The 18,517-nt window shown below is 44.0% G+C and carries 16 protein-coding genes, 2 tRNA genes and 1 pseudogene; 8 read left to right on the forward strand and 11 right to left on the reverse strand.

The genetic code is table 11. From position 1 onward, the window contains the following. Positions 1-4: 4 nt before the first annotated feature. Entirely contained in the window at positions 5-1,264 is a 1,260-nt protein-coding gene (locus tag JO943_RS07310) for a monooxygenase (RefSeq protein WP_202740409.1), read from the forward strand. Positions 1,265-1,323: 59 nt separating this feature from the next. Here the strand turns inward: JO943_RS07310 and JO943_RS07315 are convergent, their stop codons facing one another. Then, positions 1,324-2,166, reverse strand: a complete 843-nt coding sequence (locus tag JO943_RS07315) for a DMT family transporter (protein ID WP_376746146.1) — start codon at positions 2,164-2,166, stop codon at positions 1,324-1,326. Positions 2,167-2,324: 158 nt separating this feature from the next. On the opposite strand from JO943_RS07315, the gene JO943_RS07320 reads away from it, so the two are divergent. Next, positions 2,325-2,876 carry an XRE family transcriptional regulator gene (locus JO943_RS07320; protein ID WP_202740410.1) on the forward strand — a complete coding sequence of 184 codons (552 nt, stop codon included), beginning with the start codon at positions 2,325-2,327 and terminating at the stop codon, positions 2,874-2,876. A gap of 45 nt (positions 2,877-2,921) precedes the next feature. Here the strand turns inward: JO943_RS07320 and hisA are convergent, their stop codons facing one another. The 6 genes from hisA to hisB form a co-directional block, all read right to left on the reverse strand. Then, entirely contained in the window at positions 2,922-3,656 is a 735-nt protein-coding gene (gene hisA / locus JO943_RS07325) for a 1-(5-phosphoribosyl)-5-[(5-phosphoribosylamino)methylideneamino]imidazole-4-carboxamide isomerase (RefSeq protein WP_005282589.1), read from the reverse strand. Positions 3,657-3,806: 150 nt separating this feature from the next. Next, positions 3,807-4,478, reverse strand: a complete 672-nt coding sequence (locus JO943_RS07330) for a 3'-5' exonuclease (protein WP_202740411.1) — start codon at positions 4,476-4,478, stop codon at positions 3,807-3,809. Positions 4,479-4,581: 103 nt separating this feature from the next. Beyond that, the gene (locus JO943_RS07335) at positions 4,582-5,109 is read right to left on the reverse strand and encodes a DUF805 domain-containing protein (RefSeq protein ID WP_202740412.1); all 528 of its coding nucleotides are present in this window, start codon (positions 5,107-5,109) and stop codon (positions 4,582-4,584) included. Positions 5,110-5,247: 138 nt separating this feature from the next. Continuing rightward, positions 5,248-5,742 carry a DUF805 domain-containing protein gene (locus tag JO943_RS07340; protein ID WP_202740413.1) on the reverse strand — a complete coding sequence of 165 codons (495 nt, stop codon included), beginning with the start codon at positions 5,740-5,742 and terminating at the stop codon, positions 5,248-5,250. 75 nt (positions 5,743-5,817) lie between these two features. Continuing rightward, a complete protein-coding gene (hisH, locus tag JO943_RS07345; protein ID WP_032868521.1) occupies positions 5,818-6,435 on the reverse strand; it encodes an imidazole glycerol phosphate synthase subunit HisH in 618 nt (205 codons plus the stop codon). Beyond that, positions 6,435-7,028, reverse strand: a complete 594-nt coding sequence (gene hisB, locus JO943_RS07350; protein ID WP_004776131.1) for an imidazoleglycerol-phosphate dehydratase HisB — start codon at positions 7,026-7,028, stop codon at positions 6,435-6,437. The genes hisH and hisB overlap by 1 nt, the downstream gene beginning before the upstream one ends. Positions 7,029-7,132: 104 nt before the next feature. Here hisB and JO943_RS07355 point away from each other — a divergent pair, with 104 nt between their 5' ends. The 4 genes from JO943_RS07355 (at position 7,133) to JO943_RS07370 (ending at position 8,738) form a co-directional block, all read left to right on the forward strand. Then, positions 7,133-7,510, forward strand: coding sequence for a GNAT family N-acetyltransferase (locus tag JO943_RS07355; protein WP_004776129.1), 378 nt, complete (start codon positions 7,133-7,135; stop codon positions 7,508-7,510). A gap of 107 nt (positions 7,511-7,617) precedes the next feature. Then, positions 7,618-7,693 (forward strand) — tRNA-Phe (locus tag JO943_RS07360). Between the two features lie 140 nt (positions 7,694-7,833). Continuing rightward, a tRNA-Phe gene (locus JO943_RS07365) sits at positions 7,834-7,909 on the forward strand. Positions 7,910-8,006: 97 nt separating this feature from the next. Beyond that, on the forward strand, positions 8,007-8,738 hold the full coding sequence (locus tag JO943_RS07370) for a class I SAM-dependent methyltransferase (protein ID WP_202740414.1): 732 nt from the start codon (positions 8,007-8,009) through the stop codon (positions 8,736-8,738). 58 nt (positions 8,739-8,796) lie between these two features. On the opposite strand, the gene JO943_RS07375 is transcribed toward JO943_RS07370, so the two are convergent. Together JO943_RS07375 and JO943_RS07380 are read right to left on the reverse strand one after the other, a co-directional pair. Further along, positions 8,797-10,311: an acetyl-CoA hydrolase/transferase family protein gene (locus tag JO943_RS07375; protein ID WP_032880857.1), complete on the reverse strand. Its 1,515-nt coding sequence runs from the start codon at positions 10,309-10,311 to the stop codon at positions 8,797-8,799. Between the two features lie 301 nt (positions 10,312-10,612). Further along, positions 10,613-10,786 (reverse strand): annotated as a pseudogene (locus JO943_RS07380) (two-component sensor histidine kinase); the annotation flags it as partial. 368 nt (positions 10,787-11,154) lie between these two features. On the opposite strand from JO943_RS07380, the gene JO943_RS07385 reads away from it, so the two are divergent. Beyond that, on the forward strand, positions 11,155-13,260 hold the full coding sequence (locus tag JO943_RS07385) for an NHL repeat-containing protein (protein WP_202740415.1): 2,106 nt from the start codon (positions 11,155-11,157) through the stop codon (positions 13,258-13,260). Between the two features lie 237 nt (positions 13,261-13,497). On the opposite strand, the gene JO943_RS07390 is transcribed toward JO943_RS07385, so the two are convergent. Together JO943_RS07390 and ompR are read right to left on the reverse strand one after the other, a co-directional pair. Further along, entirely contained in the window at positions 13,498-14,955 is a 1,458-nt protein-coding gene (locus JO943_RS07390) for an ATP-binding protein (RefSeq protein ID WP_202740416.1), read from the reverse strand. A gap of 17 nt (positions 14,956-14,972) precedes the next feature. Then, positions 14,973-15,737, reverse strand: a complete 765-nt coding sequence (ompR, locus tag JO943_RS07395; protein WP_004657337.1) for a two-component system response regulator OmpR — start codon at positions 15,735-15,737, stop codon at positions 14,973-14,975. Between the two features lie 417 nt (positions 15,738-16,154). On the opposite strand from ompR, the gene JO943_RS07400 reads away from it, so the two are divergent. Continuing rightward, positions 16,155-18,509 (forward strand): Tex family protein, encoded by a 2,355-nt coding sequence (locus JO943_RS07400; protein WP_202740417.1) that lies wholly within the window; start codon positions 16,155-16,157, stop codon positions 18,507-18,509. Positions 18,510-18,517 lie beyond the last annotated feature (8 nt).

The raw sequence follows: 18,517 nt of genomic DNA on the forward strand, positions 1-18,517 counted from the left end.
TATTATGACAAGTCAAAGCAATCAAAATCTCTCCTTAGGTGTACATTACGAGCAGGTGGCGGGCAAGTTCCGTCCGATCTTCAAGCGCATTGCAGAAGGGGCTTTAGCACGGGAAAAAAACCGAACTTTGCCCTATGAACCGATTCAATGGTTAAAACAGGCAGGCTTTGGCGCGGTACGGGTGCCTGTGGCTTTTGGTGGTGAAGGAGTTTCGCAAAAACAACTGTTTCAGCTGTTGATTGAACTGGCTCAGGCCGACTCCAATGTGGTTCAGGCCTTACGCGGGCATTTTGCCTTTGTGGAAGACCGTTTAAATGCACAAAAAACGGCAGCACAGACCCTGTGGTTCGAACGCTTTGTTCGTGGTGAGATTGTGGGAAATGCATGGACCGAAATTGGTCAAGTTGAAATTGGAGATGTCGCAACCCGTGTTACGGCAGCGCAGGACGGAAAACTTCGTATCAATGGTCAGAAGTATTATTCTACAGGCACGATTTTCGCAGACTGGATTGACCTGTTCGCTTTGGATGAAACCACCGATCAGCATGTGATTGCTGCGGTGTCCACGCAGGCACAAGGCATTGATATTGTGGATGACTGGGATGGCTTTGGGCAAAAAACCACGGGCAGCGGGACCTTGACCTTAAACAATGTGGAGATTGAACGAGATCATATTCTGGTGTTTGAAAACCGCTTTAAATATCAAACCGCATTTTATCAAGTAGTTCATCTGGCGACTTTGGCAGGTATTGCACAAAGTGCAGTGCAGACCTTTAAGCAGGAAGTGCGTCAGCGGACGCGGATTTATAGTCATGGTAATGCCAGTCTGGTACGTGAAGATGCCCAAATTTTGCAAATAATTGGCAAAGCGTCTGCACAGGCTTATGCGGCTCAAAGTATTGCACTGAGTACTGCTGAAGCGCTAGATGCGGCTTATTTACAGCATTTTCAAAATGATGAACAGGCTGAGCTGGATGCCAATCAGCGTGCTGAATTAGTGTCGGCGCAGGGGCAGGTGGTGATTGCCGAACTGGTACTGAATTTGAGTAGCGAGCTGTTTAATGCCTTGGGCGCATCGGCCAGTTCCACCGACAAGCAGTTGGACCGTTTTTGGCGCAATGCCCGTGTGGTCGCATCACACAACCCATTGGTCTATAAGCAGAAAGTGATTGGCGATTGGGAAGTCAATCAAGCACCATTGCCTTATGTGTGGCAAATTGGCAATAGTCCCTTAGCCAGAAATCAGCAGGAAATTCCAGCCTAATTGTTGAAAGGTGCACAATAGATTGTATTCAACCAAAACTGTTGTGCACTTTGTTCTCTCTATTTATTCTCTGGCAGTGGTTTCTTCGCAAAGAATTTAAATTTTAATTCGCTGACTAAAACCCCAAGCACCACCAGTAGTCCTCCAAACAATGCCAGTAACGGCAAACGTTCTCCGGCAATACGTCCGATGACACCGGCCCAAACCGGTTCACCCGCATAAATAATCGCAGCACGCGTTGGATCGACCATACGTTGCGCCCAGTTCATTACAAATTGAATCAACGCACTGGCTAAGCCGAGCGCCACGGCAATAATCAGCAATCCCCAGGAAAACGCTGGAATACTGTGTTCACCGACCAAGGGCATACTGGCGAATGATAATAATGAAGCAACTGCCAGTTGAATCACCGTGACCCGTCTTAGATTAACTTTCCCGGCAAAATAACCAATCAGGATAATTTCAAGCGCGATCACAAAGGCACAGATCAGGGTAAGCGTTTGTCCATAACTGAAATTAATGCTGGAAAAGCCATTCCCGGTTAACAACACCAAGCCGGTAAAGGCCAGTGCCGTACCGACCCAAGTCATTACAGAAGGTTTTTTTTGGAAGATCAGCCACATTAAAATCGGGACCAAGGGCACATACAGTGCAGTGAGAAAGGCGGATTCACTGCTTAAAATGGTTTGTAGGCCGATGGTCTGTGTGCCATAACCAACCGCAATCACAATGCCGATGGCGGTGCCCGCCAAGCTCTCTTTTAAGGTTAAGCCGCGCATGGATTTAATCGAGATCAAAAAGATGACCAAAGCCGCGACTGCAAAACGACAGCCCACAAAAAACATCGGGGTACTAAAATTCAGCGCATATTGCACGGCTAAAAAAGTACCGCCCCAGATCATGGTAATAAAAATCAGGGCAAACTGGGCGGCTTTAGGAGACTGGGATAAGGTGGCCAAAACAACAATCCTATGCAACGTGCAATATACTGCACATATTGCATTGCTTGAGAACATTGTGCAATATATTGCGCAAGATTTAGTTTTAAATGTTGTTGCCCATGCGCCAATCCGATGCTGTCCTGAGCCATGTAGGAAAAAATATCCGTCATTTTCGGGACCTGAGTCATTTAAGCCAGCAACAACTGGCAGACCGGGCTGGGGTCAGTCGCCGTACCATTGCCGCTTTAGAAACGGGTCAGGTCAATATTAGTCTGGCAAAACTGGATGCGATAGCAGCGGTACTGGGGATTGATTTCAAACGTATTGTTAGCCCGCCTGAACTGGGTGAATCCGCAATTGTGAATACCTTGGCCTGGCAAGGCCATCAGCCCGCCAGTCAAGCGACACTGTTAGCATCGGTTCCAGTCTCGACTCAGGTTGAATTATGGAGCTGGTCACTGGCTGTCGGAGAGGTCTATCATGCCGAAGCAGATCAACAAGGCTGGCAGGAATTGATTTATGTACTCGAAGGCGAGTTAAGTCTGGAGTTGGAACAGGAAACACGCGTTGTGCGGGCTGGGGATTCTATGCTATTTGAAAGTTCGGTTCGTTATGGTTATGCCAATCGAGGGACACAGCCATTAAAATTCATACGTCATGTGCTGTATTAAATCAAAAGAAGTTATCTGGACAGATAACTTCTTTTTTATGCAAGATTAAAGACGGTTGTCTTCATCCAGCAATAATTGTGCTTCACGCAGGTTTAAGGTGCCTTCGTAAATGGCGCGGCCCGTGATCGCACCTAAAATACCTTTCTGGCCTTTTAAGTTACGGACATCATCCAGATTGGTCACACCGCCAGATGCGATTACCGGTAAGCCTGAATAATCTGCCAGATTAACAGTCTGCTCAACGTTGACACCTTGCATCATGCCATCACGGGCAATGTCGGTATACACAATGCTGGATACGCCTGCATCTGCAAAACGTTTGGCCAGATCAGTTGCCTTGACCTCAGTAATATTGGCCCAGCCATCGGTTGCCACCATGCCATTCATGGCATCGATACCGACAATAATACGACCTGCAAAGCGCTTACAGGCTTCTTCTACAAACTCAGGCTCTTTCACGGCTTTGGTGCCGATAATGACAAAAGACACACCCGCTTCTAAATAATGCTCGATGGTTTCAAGTGAACGGATACCCCCACCGATCTGGATAGGCAGTTCTGGCTGGGCCCGTACAATCGCTTCGACCACAGGTTTATGAATCGGCGTGCCGGCAAAAGCACCATTTAAATCGACTAAATGTAAACGACGTGCGCCTTCATCCACCCAATGTTGTGCAGTCGCCACAGGGTCATCAGAGAAAACTGTATCGTCTTCCATACGTCCTTGTTTTAAACGGACACATTTACCATCTTTCAGGTCAATTGCTGGGATGATTAGCATACACCGCTCCTTGCGTCATCATAGAGTTTAAATTATTAGGGCTTGTTGAACGTCCCTCTAAGATTGCGACAGAACAGGCGATTTAGCCTATAACGCAATGCATTTCTGAATGTTCAGCGTGCCCTATATTAGCAAAGTATTGATCAATCTCTAAGCCTTGTCTGTTGATCCTTCAAGTATTTTCATGATTTGTTGTTGTAATTGTGGTGTGAATCGGTGTTGCTGGTAAAGCTGCTCAAATATCAGCAATGCTGCGTAAGCATCCGCTGCGGCATAACTGACCTGATGCGGACTAAGCCGTTTAACCGCCCAATTTGAGGTACTGATCTTTTTATTCTTGGCCAGATAACGCTGGAAAAGCAGGGCAATCGCAGTTTGTACACCGACCTGGCTGCGATAGCCAAAACTGCCAAAGCTTTTGGATAGTTCAATCAGTGATGCAGGCTGGATACCTCGGCTACGGAAAATATGTGCATCATTCTTGAGACCAAAGCCGACTTTCAGTTGCTGTTCATTTTCTAAAATCGGTCTTAAAAAATCCAGAATTTCAGCACTGACCTGAAAAACATAGGCGGTATCGTGTGTTGCAAGCTGGATGACATGCGGTCCGGTCGACTTTTCCCCGACTTTAAAGGTCGGTTTCGATTCACTGTCAAAACCAAACACTGCAATGGAACTGAGTTGATCGTGTAGCGTCAGGCATTGTTCAAGCGTTTGAATGACCATGATCTTTTCTGAAGCAAGGTTTTCAAAGGCAGTTAAGGCACGTATTTGTTCCTTGCTTAAGGGTGTTGCTGTTTGTTGAGGTGTGTCCATCTGCATTTAAAAACTCAAGTCAGTTAACTGAGCTTAAAGGGTTTTATCGAAATACAAAAGCCAAGTCGGAACTTGGCTGGATTGAGAAGGATTGAAGAGCTGAGAGCAGCTATTCTGATTGAATATACTGGCTGCGTTGTAGATATTCCTGATAGGCAGGCACTGCGGTGCCGATCAGCGCAAAAATAAGGATGAGCGGAATCAGGATAATATAAATCCAGCCCAGCACTTTTTCCCAAGGGGCTGTTGCACGTACAGGACCGAATTTATTGGGTCCTTCTGTTCCTTTGGCACAGAATAAATATAGCATCACAATAAAATTAACCAGTGGAATAAGCATCAGTAATGACAGCCAGCCGGTTTGGTTACGATCATGGAATCGCCGTATGCTAAACACAAAGGAAAAATAGATCAGGATGACGTAGCTAATAAAGAATAAGGCTATGATAACAAATGGAAAGTTACCTGTTTCTAAATTACTCTCGCTACCTGTAAACAGACTGCCAATAAAGGCAAGGATAAAAATCACCACGCATAGCACAATGGCACTGAGAAAGGACCATGCCGCATAGGCAAGCCGCCCAAAACGGCCTTTAGCATTGAAAACAGAATCTTGTATTTGAGTTGATGTATTCATTAAAGCCTCATAAATCGTAGTTTTTATGTTTATTTAAATTTTTGTATCGCATCCGATTATAAGCAAGAAATCTAAAAATAGCAGAAATTTTGATCTGGTTTTAGGCGACTAAGAGAGAAAGCAAACCATAAAAAACGATTAGTGGAACAGTACAGGGCTTTTGCTGATCACCAGAAACATCAGCACCGAGAAGATCAGCATTAAGCTCAATCCGATATAGGCCATGATTTTCTCCCAGATGGCAGTCGGGTGCGGAGGCCCATAACGATTGGGCTGCTGCTGCCCACGGGCCAGCAGCAGATACAACAGCGTCAATATATTCAGATAAGGTAAGGTCAGCAGCAGCGCCCACCAACCTGAACGGTTACAGTCGTGCAGGCGCCGTACGGCAAACATGATACTGCTATAGACCACAAACAGCGCCAAGGTCAAAAATAAAAATAAAGCCAGAAAGTCTGTGCGTCTATAGGCTTCATCTAAGCCGATCTGAAACATTTCATAGCTAAGGTAAATGTTTAGCGGAATCGCCAACAGGAAAATGACAGTTTGCCAGGCCAGATAAGATAAGCGGCTAAAACGGCCCTGCGGATTAAGCGGATTGGATAAATTGTTAGAAACAGGCTGTAACATCATTATTCGTCGTTTGAATTATTTTTTATGGGCAATAAAAATCGCCACATGATATGGCGATTTTTTAATGCAGATCAGTTAAATTTTCCATTCCACAAAGTTTTTCAGCAACTGCAAACCGGCCGTATGACTTTTCTCTGGGTGGAACTGTGTTGCGAACAAATTGTCTTTATGAATGGCTGTACAGAAGTTCACGCCATAATCACAGGTCGCGGCAATAATTGCCGAATCGCTTGGCTCGACATAATAGCTATGTACGAAGTAGAAGCGGGCATCTTGTTCAATGTTATTCCACATTGGATGCTCTGGATCAAGCTGATGTACCTGATTCCAGCCCATATGTGGCACTTTGAGATTCGGGATTGCCGGAAAGTGTTTTCCCGCGCCTTCAAAAATACCCAGTGCTTCGACGCCACCATTTTCTTCCGAGCTTTGTAACAGGGCTTGCATCCCCACACAAATTGCCAGAACTGGTTTGTTAAAGACCGCCTGACGCACCACTTCATCAATCCCTGCTTCACGCATGCCTTGCATGCAATCACGCATGGCACCGACACCGGGGAACACAATCTTGTCTGCTTTGGCAATCAGTTTAGGATCATTGGTCACATCCACCGTTGCACCGACATGTTCTAATGCTTTTGCCGCAGAGTGCAGGTTGCCCATGCCATAATCAAGTAACGCAATACGGGTCATTACAGGCTACCTTTGGTTGAGGCAATGGTATTTTCAGCACGTGGATCAACTTCACAGGCCATACGTAAGGCACGTGCCAACGCTTTAAATACACTTTCAATCTGATGGTGGCTATTTTTGCCTTTCAGGTTATCAATATGCAACGTCATCAGTGCATGATTGACAAAGCCCTGGAAAAATTCCGAGAATAAATCGACATCAAAGCTTCCGATACGGGCACGGGTAAATGGAATATCCATAAATAAACCCGGGCGACCAGACAAATCTACTACTACACGAGACAATGCTTCGTCTAAAGGTGCATAAAAATGACCATAACGACGTAAGCCTTTCTTATCACCTAAGGCTTGCGCAAAGGCTTGTCCTAGTGTGATGCCGCAGTCTTCGACGGTATGATGGTCATCGATTTCCAGATCGCCATCGCAATGAATATCGATATCAAATAGACCATGACGCTTGATTTGATCAATCATATGGTCTAAAAATGGAACTCCAGTGTTGAGTGTGCCTTGACCAGTACCATCGAGATTGAGACGAACTCGAATTTTTGTTTCGTTGGTATTTCTTACCACTTCACTGATACGTTGCGTCATGGACACGTTCCTCAAAAAACGTCAAAAATGATTGAATTAAAAACCAATAGTTTCGCTGTGACGAAAAAGTGACAGCATCATAGTTTGCTCAGGAGGGTTAATCAATGCCTATTACCGTACATGCTTACAGTTCTCTGGAAGATTCAGGAATTCGTACTCAGCTCGAGCGACTTTACGATACCAGCCCAGAGTTTGGCGACGGGCAAGATGCAATGGAACAACTTGAACAAAATCTACAGCAATATACCACAGTTTACACTGCTGAATTTAACACCAAAATTATAGGTGCAATTTGGGCGACAGGACAAGGTGAAAGCCGTGTTCTGGAATATATTGTGGTTCATCCCGCCAATCGTGGCCGCGGTGTGGCAGAACGTCTGGTTGAAGAGGTCTGTCGCATGGAAGAAGCACAGGGCGTGCAACAGTTTGAACCGGGCTGCGGGGCGATCCATCGTTGCCTGTCGCATCTCGGTAAAATCTAAACAGCTGGCCTTAAAACCATGCTTTGCAGCAAAATTAAGCGCTTAAACGAAAAATCCACAAATTTGCTTGACGGGCTTAGACAAACATTGTTTAATACGCCCACTTTGGCGTGATAGCTCAGTAGGTAGAGCAACGGATTGAAAATCCGTGTGTCCCCAGTTCGATCCTGGGTCTCGCCACCATAAATTTGTATTTTCAATCCCTGATCCCATCAGGGATTTTTTTTGCCTTAAAATTGATTGCGTGAAAAATGGGCAATCAAATCAAAAGCTCATGATAATTATTGACTATTGCGCCGAGATACGGCTTAATACACCCCATTGGCGTGATAGCTCAGTAGGTAGAGCAACGGATTGAAAATCCGTGTGTCCCCAGTTCGATCCTGGGTCTCGCCACCATATTCAAAAAGCCTCAAACGAAAGTTTGGGGCTTTTTTTATTGCGCCAATAGTTTGTTATATTGAAACCAAGTAGAAGAATTGAAGAATAACATCGCATGAAGGATTTATTTTCGGCGCAAAGTGAACTTTATCAACAGGCACGACCGACTTATCCACAATCGCTTATAGACAGCTTAATTCAGCAGCTCAAGGGTTTCGACCGTGCATGGGGCTGTGGCGCAGGTTCAGGGCAATTAACCCGCCTGATTGCGCCGTATTTTCAACAGGTGATTGCAACTGACCTGAGCCAGAACCAGCTTGATCAGGCGCCAGTCTTGCGTAATGTCAGCTATTTACAGCAAGCCGCGGAACAATGCAGTTTCCCCGATCAGTATTTTGACCTGATTACCGTTGCGCAGGCGATTCACTGGTTTGACTTTGAAAAATTCTACGCACAAGTGAAACGAACCCTCAAACCAGAAGGCGTGATTGCAGTGATTGGTTATGGCCTGTTAACGCTTGAGGATGCGTTGTTAAATGATCGGCTGCAACAGCTCTACCACCAGACCTTAAACGGCTTCTGGGATGCAGAGCGGCGCTATATTGATGAGCTTTATCAAACGATCCCATTTCCTTTTCAAGACATTCCGATGCCGCAGTTTCAGATTGAATTATGCTGGACAGGACAGCAGTTGTGGGATTATCTCAATACCTGGTCTGCAGTCCAACATTATCAAGATCGCATGCAGGTTAGTGCGCTGGTCGATTTACAGGATATCCTGTTGATCCGGCAGCCGATGCGGGTGACCTTTCCAGTCTTGCTGAGAGTAGGGTGGCAAAGGACTTGAAAGACTGAAAATAAAAAAAAGCATGGCGAAGCATGCTTTTTAGAAACAAATGCGCAGTTTAAGCAGATTTAGCAATCTCTACAGGCGCTAACATATGACCTGTTTCTTCAAAGTTGGCATGCCAAGACAATGCTTCACGCAGAATATGTGGGGTATGACCACCACGTTCGCAAGCACGGTCAAAGTAATCGTTTAACGCGCCTTGGTAAAGCGGGTGTACACAGTTGTCGATAATGACACGGGCACGTTCACGTGGTGCCAAACCGCGTAAATCAGCAAGACCCACTTCAGTCACCAGAATATCAACATCGTGTTCGTTGTGATCGACATGGCTGACCATCGGTACGATCGACGAAATATCACCGCCTTTGGCAATTGATTTGGTTACGAAGATGGCAAGATGCGCATTACGGGCAAAGTCGCCTGAACCGCCGATACCGTTCATCATCTTGGTACCGCAAACGTGGGTTGAGTTTACGTTGCCGTAAATATCGAACTCAAGTGCCGTGTTAATCCCGATAATGCCTAAGCGGCGTACGATTTCAGGATGGTTGGAAATTTCCTGTGGACGTAACACCAGTTTGTCTTTGTATTTCTCAAGATTGCCAAAAACACGTTCGCCACATTGTGCCGACAAGGTAATGGAGCTGCCTGAAGCGAACTTCATCTTGCCTGCATCAATCAATTCAAAGGTACAGTCTTGCAGTACTTCTGAATACATCACCAGATCTTCAAAATTCGAGTCTTTCAGACCGGTCAGCACAGCATTGGCAATTGAACCAATCCCCGCCTGTAATGGGCCTAAGTTCTTGGCTAAACGACCTGCAGCCACTTCCTGTTCAAAGAATTTGATCAGGTGGTTGGCAATGCCTTGGGTTTCCGCATCGGGTGGGGTCACCGTTGATGGTGAATCTGCGGTGTCATTGAACACGATACCGACGATTTTCGCTGGATCGATTGGAATCGCGGTTGAACCAATGCGGTCATCCACTTTTGTTAATGGCAGTGGGGTACGGGTTGGGCGATAAGTCGGAATATAAATATCGTGCAGACCTTCAAAGTTTTCACTGAGTGAGGTGTTGATTTCAACAATCACTTTTTCTGCAAAAATCGCAAAGCTCGCCGAGTTACCGACCGAAGTGGTTGGAACGATATGACCATCTTCGGTAATCGCAACCGCTTCAATTACCGCAACATCAGGACGTTTTAGTTGCTGGTTACGCATCTGTTCAACGGTTTCAGACAAATGCTGGTCAATAAACATCACTTCGCCGTTATTAATCGCGCGGCGCAAGGTATTGTCAACCTGGAAGGGCATACGACGAGCCAGTACACCGGCTTCTGTCAATTGCTTGTCTAAGTCATTGCCAAGGCTGGCACCAGTAATTAACGTGATTTTTAACGGATTTTTCTTGGCTTGTTCAACCAGTGCCTGAGGAACAGCTTTTGCCTCACCTGCACGGGTAAAACCGCTCATTCCGACCGTCATATCATTTTTAATAAAGCTGGCAGCCTGTTCTGCACTCATCACTTTGTCGTGTAGAGCTGCAAGGCGAATACGACTTAAAGACATCATCCATTCTCAATTTTGCTTTTCATTGGGTATGGATTTTAGCGCTAAAACATGAAAAGTGGATTGAAATAAGGCTAAGGTCTAATACAGCTGCATACGCTTTATTCACTTGTATTTCAGCCTATTTTAAAGCAGTAATCTAGCTGTTTGAATTTATGAAGAAAAAAATAAATATATGTGAAGTAAAATAGGATGTATCTGTGCGACTGAATGGGCAGAAAGTCGCCGATTGTGTGGTGATTAAATAGGCGACTTTAGTCTAAATCAACCGGTGACAGGCGGTTGATTCAGGAATTTTGCTTTAGAAATGGCCTGTCAGGGTCTGTTTGATCTTATCAATTGCATTGTTGGCCGGTTCGCTAGCTTCTACTGTTGGAATGGGTAAGGAAATTACTACTTCTAGTCCACCCTGTTCACGATTGCGAATACTGATCTGACATTGATGGATATCGACAATACGTTTCACAATCTGTAGGTTTGATTTTTAGTTGTGAGATAATGGATTTCTATTTAAAAAATTCTTTTAAAGTTAAAAATTATTTTTATAGATATTTAAATTAAACTTAATATTTTATTTAGGCTCTCAATAGATCCCGAGAAAAGAAATTTTCAATTAGATTAATAATTAATGAATTATCTTTTTTTTGAACAAATGTGAAAATATATAAGGCTATTCTTTTAATTTTCTTATTAATAAACTGGCTTAATATGAGTTATATTAACTAATCTTTTTGCAGTGAGAATTAGCTTTATGTTAGGTTGAGCTAAGATGCAAGAATAAAGAAACTTATCTGTAATATTTTAATGAAAGTAGAAATTTAAATAGTTTAAGGGGTTATTGAAATGGGTAAAAAACTTATTTATTCATCGATTCCAGTCGCTTTATTATCAATAGTTTTAACAGCATGTGGAGGTGGCTCGGATGGTAATTCACCAACACCAACGCCGACACCAACGCCGACACCAACACCGACACCGACACCAACACCGACACCGACACCAACACCGACACCGACACCAACGCCAACACCGACACCAACACCAACACTTGTGACTGCGTCTGCATTTTCAGTATTAGCGGGTAATAATGGAGGGGAAGGTTTTGTTGATGGTAAGGGAGTTGATGCAAGATTTAGTCGACCAGAAGGTATAGCAAGTGATCGTCATGGTAACTTCTATGTGTCTGATACTGCTAATAACACTATTCGAAAAATTAGCCCTACAGGAATTGTTACAACCATAGCAGGTCTAGCTGGAGTACAGGGTAGTACTGATGGAGCTGGTACTAATGCCCGCTTTAATGCACCAACAGCAATTGCTGTTGATAGTAGTGATAACGTATATATCTCTGATACTGGTAATTATACGATTCGAAAAATTAGCCCTACAGGTAATGTTACTACTTTGGCGGGTGCTGTAGGAGAGTCTGCTTATGCTGATGGTCAAGGTTCAATGGCTAGGTTTGTATATGTTGGTGGGATTGCTGTAGGGAAGAATGGTAACGTTTTTGTAGCAGATTCATTCAGTAAGACAATTCGCAAAATTAGTCCTACAGGTGTTGTTACTACGATAGCAGGATCAGCAAAAGCAGAGGAGGGTTCTATCAATGGTAATGGTACTAACGCTAGATTTCGTTTACCTGTAGGAATTGCTATTGATAATAATGATAATATTTTTGTATGTGATACTGGTAATAATGCTATTCGTAAAATTAGCCCTAAAGCTGATGTTACCACTATTATTCTTGGTTTTGATTGTGACGGAATATCAGTTGATTTACAGGATAATATCTATGCGACAAAATCAATAAGAAATATTATCAAAAAACTTAGTTCTACAGGCGTGGTCAGCATTTTAGCAGGAAAGGATGCAGAGTGGGGGAGTGTCGATGGTAAAGGCAATGCTGCTAGATTTCATTCCCCTCATGGAATTTCTGTCGGTATAGATGGTAATGTTTATGTAGCCGATAGCCTAAATAACACCATTCGCAAAATTAACTCAGTAGGCGTTGTCAGCACCCTTGCAGGCATAGCGAGTAAAGTGGGTAATACTGATGGAACAGGTTCTGCAGCATTGTTTGATAATCCTGAAGGAATTACCGTTGATGAACATAACAATGCATATGTGACTGATATGTTTAATGACAATATTAGGAAGATTAGCTCCACAGGTGTGGTTACTACTTTAGCTGGGTTGCGCATTCCAGGTGAATCTACTGTAAATGATGGCATAGGGATTAAAGCAGGCTTTAGTTGGCCTTCAGCAATTACTATTGATAACAATGGATATACTTATGTGGCAGATACTGCCAATCATACTATACGTAAAATTAGTCCATCAGCAGTAGTCACTACTTTAGCTGGATTAGCTGGGGAAAGTGGTGATGTTGATGGGAATGGAGCAACCGCACGATTCCTTTTACCATCTGGAATTACAATTGATAGAAACAAAAATATTTATGTAGCTGATACAAGAAATTCTATTATTAGAAAAATCAGTCCATCTGGCACTGTTACTACTCTTGCGGGTTTGGCAGGAGTAAAGGGAAGTGCTGATGGTAAAGGGGATATTGCACGGTTTTATTTACCTACGGGAATTACAGTTGATAGTAGTGGAAATCTATATGTAGTTGATCAAAAAAGTACTGTACGTAAAATTACTCCTTCAGGTCTGGTGAGTACTTTACCGATAGAAGGCGGTGGAGTAAATTTCAATCTTCGCAAAATAGTATTAGATGCGAACGGTAATTTTTATATTATTAACCCGATAGAATCAACTATACTCATGGCTCGTCAAGTTTGTGATGCAACAACCTCGGGTTGTAAACTTCAAGTGCTTAGATATGCTGTTATGTATAATGCAAAAGATTTGGCAATTTCATCGAATGGTCTTATGTACATTACTGCTCTTAATGCGGTTTTAACCACCTCACTAACAAATTGGCGATAGAAAAAATAAGAAACTGTTCGGAGCATTAATTTATTTTACTTATAGCCTCTTATTTTTATAAAACTGGAAACTAAGAGGCTGTAAAAATAGTAAGATTTGAATCTCTAAGCTAGATTAGTGTGTTTCAATATTTGATTTAAAGTTATTTATGTATGTATTTTCGGTGAGATAAATAAGAGGAAGGGTAACAGGATGGAGTTTTGTATTCCTTAATTTAGCTCAATTGGGCATTTGCAATTAAAAATGCCCGGTAATAGTCTGTTTGATCTTATCAATGGCATTATTCGGTGATTCGGTTGCTGGTGCCGCCGTAGGAATAGGGAGGGAAATCACCACTTCCAGTCCACCCTGTTCGCGGTTACGGATACTGATCTGGCCCTGATGAATATCGACAATACGTTTCACAATGGCGAGTCCAAGACCGCTCCCTTGAATGGTACGGGCAGAATTACCGCGGACAAATGGTTGCATCAGTTCTTCGACCTGATCCGGCGGAATCCCTTCACCATGATCTGCCACGGTAATCAGGATATGATCATCAACATGGCTGGCGGACAATTCAATCGGTTCTGCACCATAACGTTTGGCATTATTGATCAGATTGGCAATCAGACGTTTCAGCGACAAGCTGCGTGCAGCAATAATCGGAAGTTCCTGTGCCTCAAAACGAATATCAAGCGGTTTGAACTGCACCACCAGTTCTTGCAGCAGGCTATTCAGATTGGTCTCTGTGAGCTCTTCGTCAGAACCGTCTCGCATATAGGAAATGAACTGATTCAGAATCGCATCCATATCATCCACGTCGTAAATCAGGCCTTCACGGAAGAACTCGTCTGGCAGCATTTCCGCGGTCAGGCGAATACGGGTCAGCGGCGTACGTAAATCATGGGAAATACCTGCCAGCATGATTTGACGGTCACGCTCGGTTTGCTCCAGCGTATACACCATATGGTTAAAGGCCTGATTGACCTGACGGATTTCCAGTGGCCCGTGATTGGTATCGAGATAAGGGGCTTTACCGGTTTTACTGTAATTATTCGCAGTATTTTGCAGCCGACGCAAAGGCCGGTTCATTTGTCGCACCAGGATTAAAATAATAATGGACGATACAATCGGAACACCAAACAGCCAGCCAGCAATCAGCTCAACACTATAGTTGGTATAGGTTTTGAGTGGTTCTCTGACCCAGTTGCCATTCATTTCAGGCGTTTGAATCCAGATACGCGGAATCGGCTTGAATTTAAAATAAACCGTAACGTCTTTAACACCGAGTTCTTTGGCCAGCTTCTCTTCAATCTGGTTGGTAAAGAGTTCAGCCAGGAATTTATCTTCAACCCGGGGAAACTCTTTTGGATCGGTGACGTATTCAATCCCGATCCGGTTTTTCAACCAGGTATCGACATCGACTTCGCTATCACGATGCAAAATCCGGATATCCGGATTGTTGACCAGTTCCAGTTCAATCGCCAGATAGCGGGCATGTTGCTGTAATTCGGGAAGATAAAGGGTTCGCCAAAAGAACCACAAGGACATAAACAGACTGAAAAACACCATGAACAAGACCAGAATGGTAGTGCGCATGGCAGCGGAACGTGGTTTGATTTTATCTAAAAAACGTTCCCATTTGGTTCGGGGCCTTTCGGAATAAGCCGCGAACTCGGTAAACTCTTGTGGATCAATGGGTTCAAGTTTCAACGTTTAATTTCCCGAACTTACTCTGCACCATCTGGAACAAATACATAGCCCACACCCCAAACGGTCTGGATGTAACGCGCACGGGCAGGGTTGTCTTCAATTAAACGACGTAAGCGAGAGACTTGTACATCAATTGAGCGTTCCATTGCACCCCATTCACGACCACGCGCCAGATTCATCAATTTATCGCGGGTTAAGGGTTCACGAGGATGCTGGACCAGTGCTTTCAATACTGCAAATTCGCCTGTCGTTAAGGTCACGACTTGGCCTTCACGGGTCAACGTACGTGTCGAAAGGTCAAGTGACCATGGGCCAAAGCTGACCACTTCAACTTGCTGACTTGGTGCGCCTGGGACTTCACGAACCTGACGACGTAACACGGCACGGATACGGGCCAGTAATTCATTTGGATTGAACGGTTTTGGCAGATAATCGTCAGCGCCTGCTTCCAGACCGGCAATACGGTCAGAATCGCTACCGCGTGCAGTGAGCATGATAATCGGAGTGTCGATATTGGATTGGCGTAGGCGACGACAAATACTTAAACCATCTTCGACAGGGAGCATAAAGTCGAGCACGATCAAAGAGAACAGTTCACGTTGCAGTAAACGATCCATTTGTGTCGCATCATGAGCAGTTTTTACCACGAAACCTTTATCTTCGAGGAAGCGTTGTAAAAGCGTACGCAAGCGCACATCGTCATCGACCACTAAAATGCGTTCGACCCGGTCTGTCTCATGGTGTACGGTTTCCGTCGATTCAGCAGGTACAACTAAACTCATGATTGTGCTCCTTTATCGTTTATTGTCATCGTCTTTATGCAATGCGAATGTGAAATATCAATAGACCTTTGAGTATACGATTCATTGCACAGTTTTGGCTATGTTATAAAGCAACAAATATTGCCAATAAAATCAAGAGATAGATACCAAATATATACAGGCAGAATTATGACAAACAACCTATTTTTTCAATATTTAGGCAGAAAAAACAGCTGATTTGAGAAATATGCGGCGATTTGCATAAAAGATTGAGTCCAGAGATTGTTCTCGAAGGGCGGGCCAATACTGCAATTAATCGCCTGTGAATAAAATTTATACAGGAATAAAACACAATATTCAAAAAAACAATGGTGGATTTTATAGCCATGAACTTTATAATCAGTGCTTTTAGAATTAACCCTTGTGGAATCAATCACGATGACTGACTTAGTTCAGCAGTTGGCAAATGAACTTGCCGTACGTCCAAACCAAGTAGAAGCTGCTATTCGTTTAATTGATGAAGGTGCTAGCGTTCCTTTTATTGCACGTTACCGTAAAGAAGTCACGCAAGGCTTAGACGATACGCAATTACGTCAACTCGATACACGTTTAACCTATTTACGTGATTTATTCGAGCGTCGTGAGAAGGTGATTCAATCTTTACAAGAACAAGATAAATTAAGCGATGATTTATTGGCACGCGTCAATGCGGCTGAAACGAAAAATGCATTAGAAGAAATTTATGCACCTTATCGTCCAAAACGCACCAGCAAATCATTTAAAGCCAAAGAAGCTGGTTTAGGTCCGATTGCTGAAAAAATTATTGCAGATCAAATTGATCCTGCAGAAGCACTGGCTGGTTTTAGTCATGAAGACTATCCTGATGTTGAAAGCCAGCTCGATGCGATCCAGCACATCCTGATTGATGACTGGGCACAAAATATCGCCTTAACCACTGAATTAAAACAAACTTTTGCTAAAACTGCAGTATTAAAAAGTGCAGTCGCTTCTGATGAGAAAAAAGAAGTGGGCAAGAAATTCCGTGATTATTTTGACTTTTCAGAAAACCTCAATAAAGTCCCTTCACACCGTTTATTGGCAATGTTACGTGGCCGTCAGGAAAATGTACTGGGTCTAAAAGTAGATGGTGAAGACGATGCTCCATTGGCACGTATCGAGACAGAATATAATCTTGAGCAACTTCAGCCACAAAGCCGTCAGGATTATTTAAAGCAAACTGCTAAATTATTCTGGCTGGGTAAAGTTCGTCCGCAAATCGAACATTCATTATTAACGGATAAGCGTTTAGCTGCTGAAGCTGAAGCGATGGATGTGTTTGCTGAAAACTTGCGTCATTTATTGCTTTCTGCACCTGCAGGTAGCCGTACCACGTTAGGTGTAGATCCTGGTATCCGTACGGGTGTCAAACTTGCTGTGGTAAGCGATGCAGGGGATGTACTGGCGCATAGCACCATTTATCCATTTGCACCAAAAGAAGATAAAGAAGGTTCGCTGGCAGAGCTTGCGCGTTTATGCCGAGAGTTCCACGTGGAACTTATTGCGATTGGTAACGGTACGGCAAGCCGTGAAACTGAAGCTCTGGTTGCAGAAATGATGGCAGCCAATGCAGATTTGAAATTGACACGTATCACCGTCAGTGAAGCAGGTGCATCGGTTTATTCTGCAAGTGAATTGGCGTCACAAGAACTTCCTGAGCTTGATGTGTCGATTCGTGGCGCCGTGTCAATTGCACGCCGCCTACAAGATCCATTGGCTGAACTGGTTAAAATTGATCCGAAATCAATTGGTGTGGGGCAATATCAGCATGACGTGAATCAGACCGGTTTGGCAAAAACACTGGATGCTGTGGTTGAAGATTGTGTGAATGCCGTTGGTGTAGATGTGAATACGGCTTCTCCTGCAATTCTGGCTTATATTGCCGGTTTGAATAAGTCGATTGCACAGCAAATCGTGGAATACCGTAAAGAAAATGGTCGCTTTGATAACCGTCAGGCCTTGAAAAAAGTACCACGTTTAGGCGAGCGTACCTTTGAACAGTCAGCAGGTTTCTTACGTGTTCAAAACGGTTCAGAGCCATTGGATGCTTCTGCGGTTCACCCGGAAAGTTATGGCTTGGTAGAAAAGATTGTTGCAGCAAAAGCAACGACGGTGAAAGACATTATTGGCAACACTGAAATCATTCGCCAAGTGAAGGCAGATGAGTTTGTTGATGACAAATTTGGTTTACCGACTATTCAGGACGTTTTAGCTGAATTGGAAAAACCGGGCCGTGATCCACGTCCAGAGTTCCGTACAGCCAAGTTCCGTGAAGACATTACTGAAGTTGCGCAACTGACCGAAGGCATGCAGCTTGAAGGTGTGGTGACCAATGTGACCAACTTTGGTGCCTTTGTCGATGTGGGTGTACACCAGGATGGTTTAGTACACATTTCTGAGTTGGCGAATGAATTTGTCTCTGATCCGCATAAAGTGGTGAAACCGGGCCAAATCGTACAGGTCCGTGTCATGCAGGTTGATGTGGAACGTAATCGTGTCAACTTGAGTATGCGTGCAGAAGGTTCTGCGCCAGCGAAGGCTTCACGTCCACAACGTGCAGCACAAGACCGTACCGAACGTGCAGAGCGTAAACCACAAGGCCAACGTCCGCCACGTAAAGAAGGTGACTTTAAGCGTCCGCAACAGAACAAGCCAAAAACTGAAAAACCACAAGAGCAAAAAATTGGTGGTTTAGGCGCCTTGTTATTACAAGCCGGGATTAAAGGTTCTAAATAAATTTATAA

It is taken from the genome of Acinetobacter sp. 'aerobic (ED)' (assembly GCF_904886855.1).
GTDB lineage: Bacteria > Pseudomonadota > Gammaproteobacteria > Pseudomonadales > Moraxellaceae > Acinetobacter > Acinetobacter courvalinii.

Excerpts from the sequence above, each read along its gene's own strand:
- JO943_RS07310 (WP_202740409.1), top strand. The coding sequence starts at position 5 with ATGACAAGTCAAAGCAATCAAAATCTCTCCTTAGGTGTACATTACGAG.
- JO943_RS07330 (WP_202740411.1), bottom strand. The coding sequence starts at position 4,478 with ATGCAGATGGACACACCTCAACAAACAGCAACACCCTTAAGCAAGGAA.
- JO943_RS07375 (WP_032880857.1), bottom strand. The coding sequence starts at position 10,311 with ATGTCTTTAAGTCGTATTCGCCTTGCAGCTCTACACGACAAAGTGATG.
- JO943_RS07400 (WP_202740417.1), top strand. The coding sequence starts at position 16,155 with ATGACTGACTTAGTTCAGCAGTTGGCAAATGAACTTGCCGTACGTCCA.
- JO943_RS07385 (WP_202740415.1), top strand. The coding sequence starts at position 11,155 with ATGGGTAAAAAACTTATTTATTCATCGATTCCAGTCGCTTTATTATCA.
- JO943_RS07340 (WP_202740413.1), bottom strand. The coding sequence starts at position 5,742 with ATGATGTTACAGCCTGTTTCTAACAATTTATCCAATCCGCTTAATCCG.
- ompR (WP_004657337.1), bottom strand. The coding sequence starts at position 15,737 with ATGAGTTTAGTTGTACCTGCTGAATCGACGGAAACCGTACACCATGAG.
- hisB (WP_004776131.1), bottom strand. The coding sequence starts at position 7,028 with ATGACGCAACGTATCAGTGAAGTGGTAAGAAATACCAACGAAACAAAA.
- JO943_RS07315 (WP_376746146.1), bottom strand. The coding sequence starts at position 2,166 with ATGATCTGGGGCGGTACTTTTTTAGCCGTGCAATATGCGCTGAATTTT.
- JO943_RS07370 (WP_202740414.1), top strand. The coding sequence starts at position 8,007 with ATGAAGGATTTATTTTCGGCGCAAAGTGAACTTTATCAACAGGCACGA.
- JO943_RS07320 (WP_202740410.1), top strand. The coding sequence starts at position 2,325 with ATGCGCCAATCCGATGCTGTCCTGAGCCATGTAGGAAAAAATATCCGT.
- JO943_RS07355 (WP_004776129.1), top strand. The coding sequence starts at position 7,133 with ATGCCTATTACCGTACATGCTTACAGTTCTCTGGAAGATTCAGGAATT.
- hisA (WP_005282589.1), bottom strand. The coding sequence starts at position 3,656 with ATGCTAATCATCCCAGCAATTGACCTGAAAGATGGTAAATGTGTCCGT.
- JO943_RS07335 (WP_202740412.1), bottom strand. The coding sequence starts at position 5,109 with ATGAATACATCAACTCAAATACAAGATTCTGTTTTCAATGCTAAAGGC.
- hisH (WP_032868521.1), bottom strand. The coding sequence starts at position 6,435 with ATGACCCGTATTGCGTTACTTGATTATGGCATGGGCAACCTGCACTCT.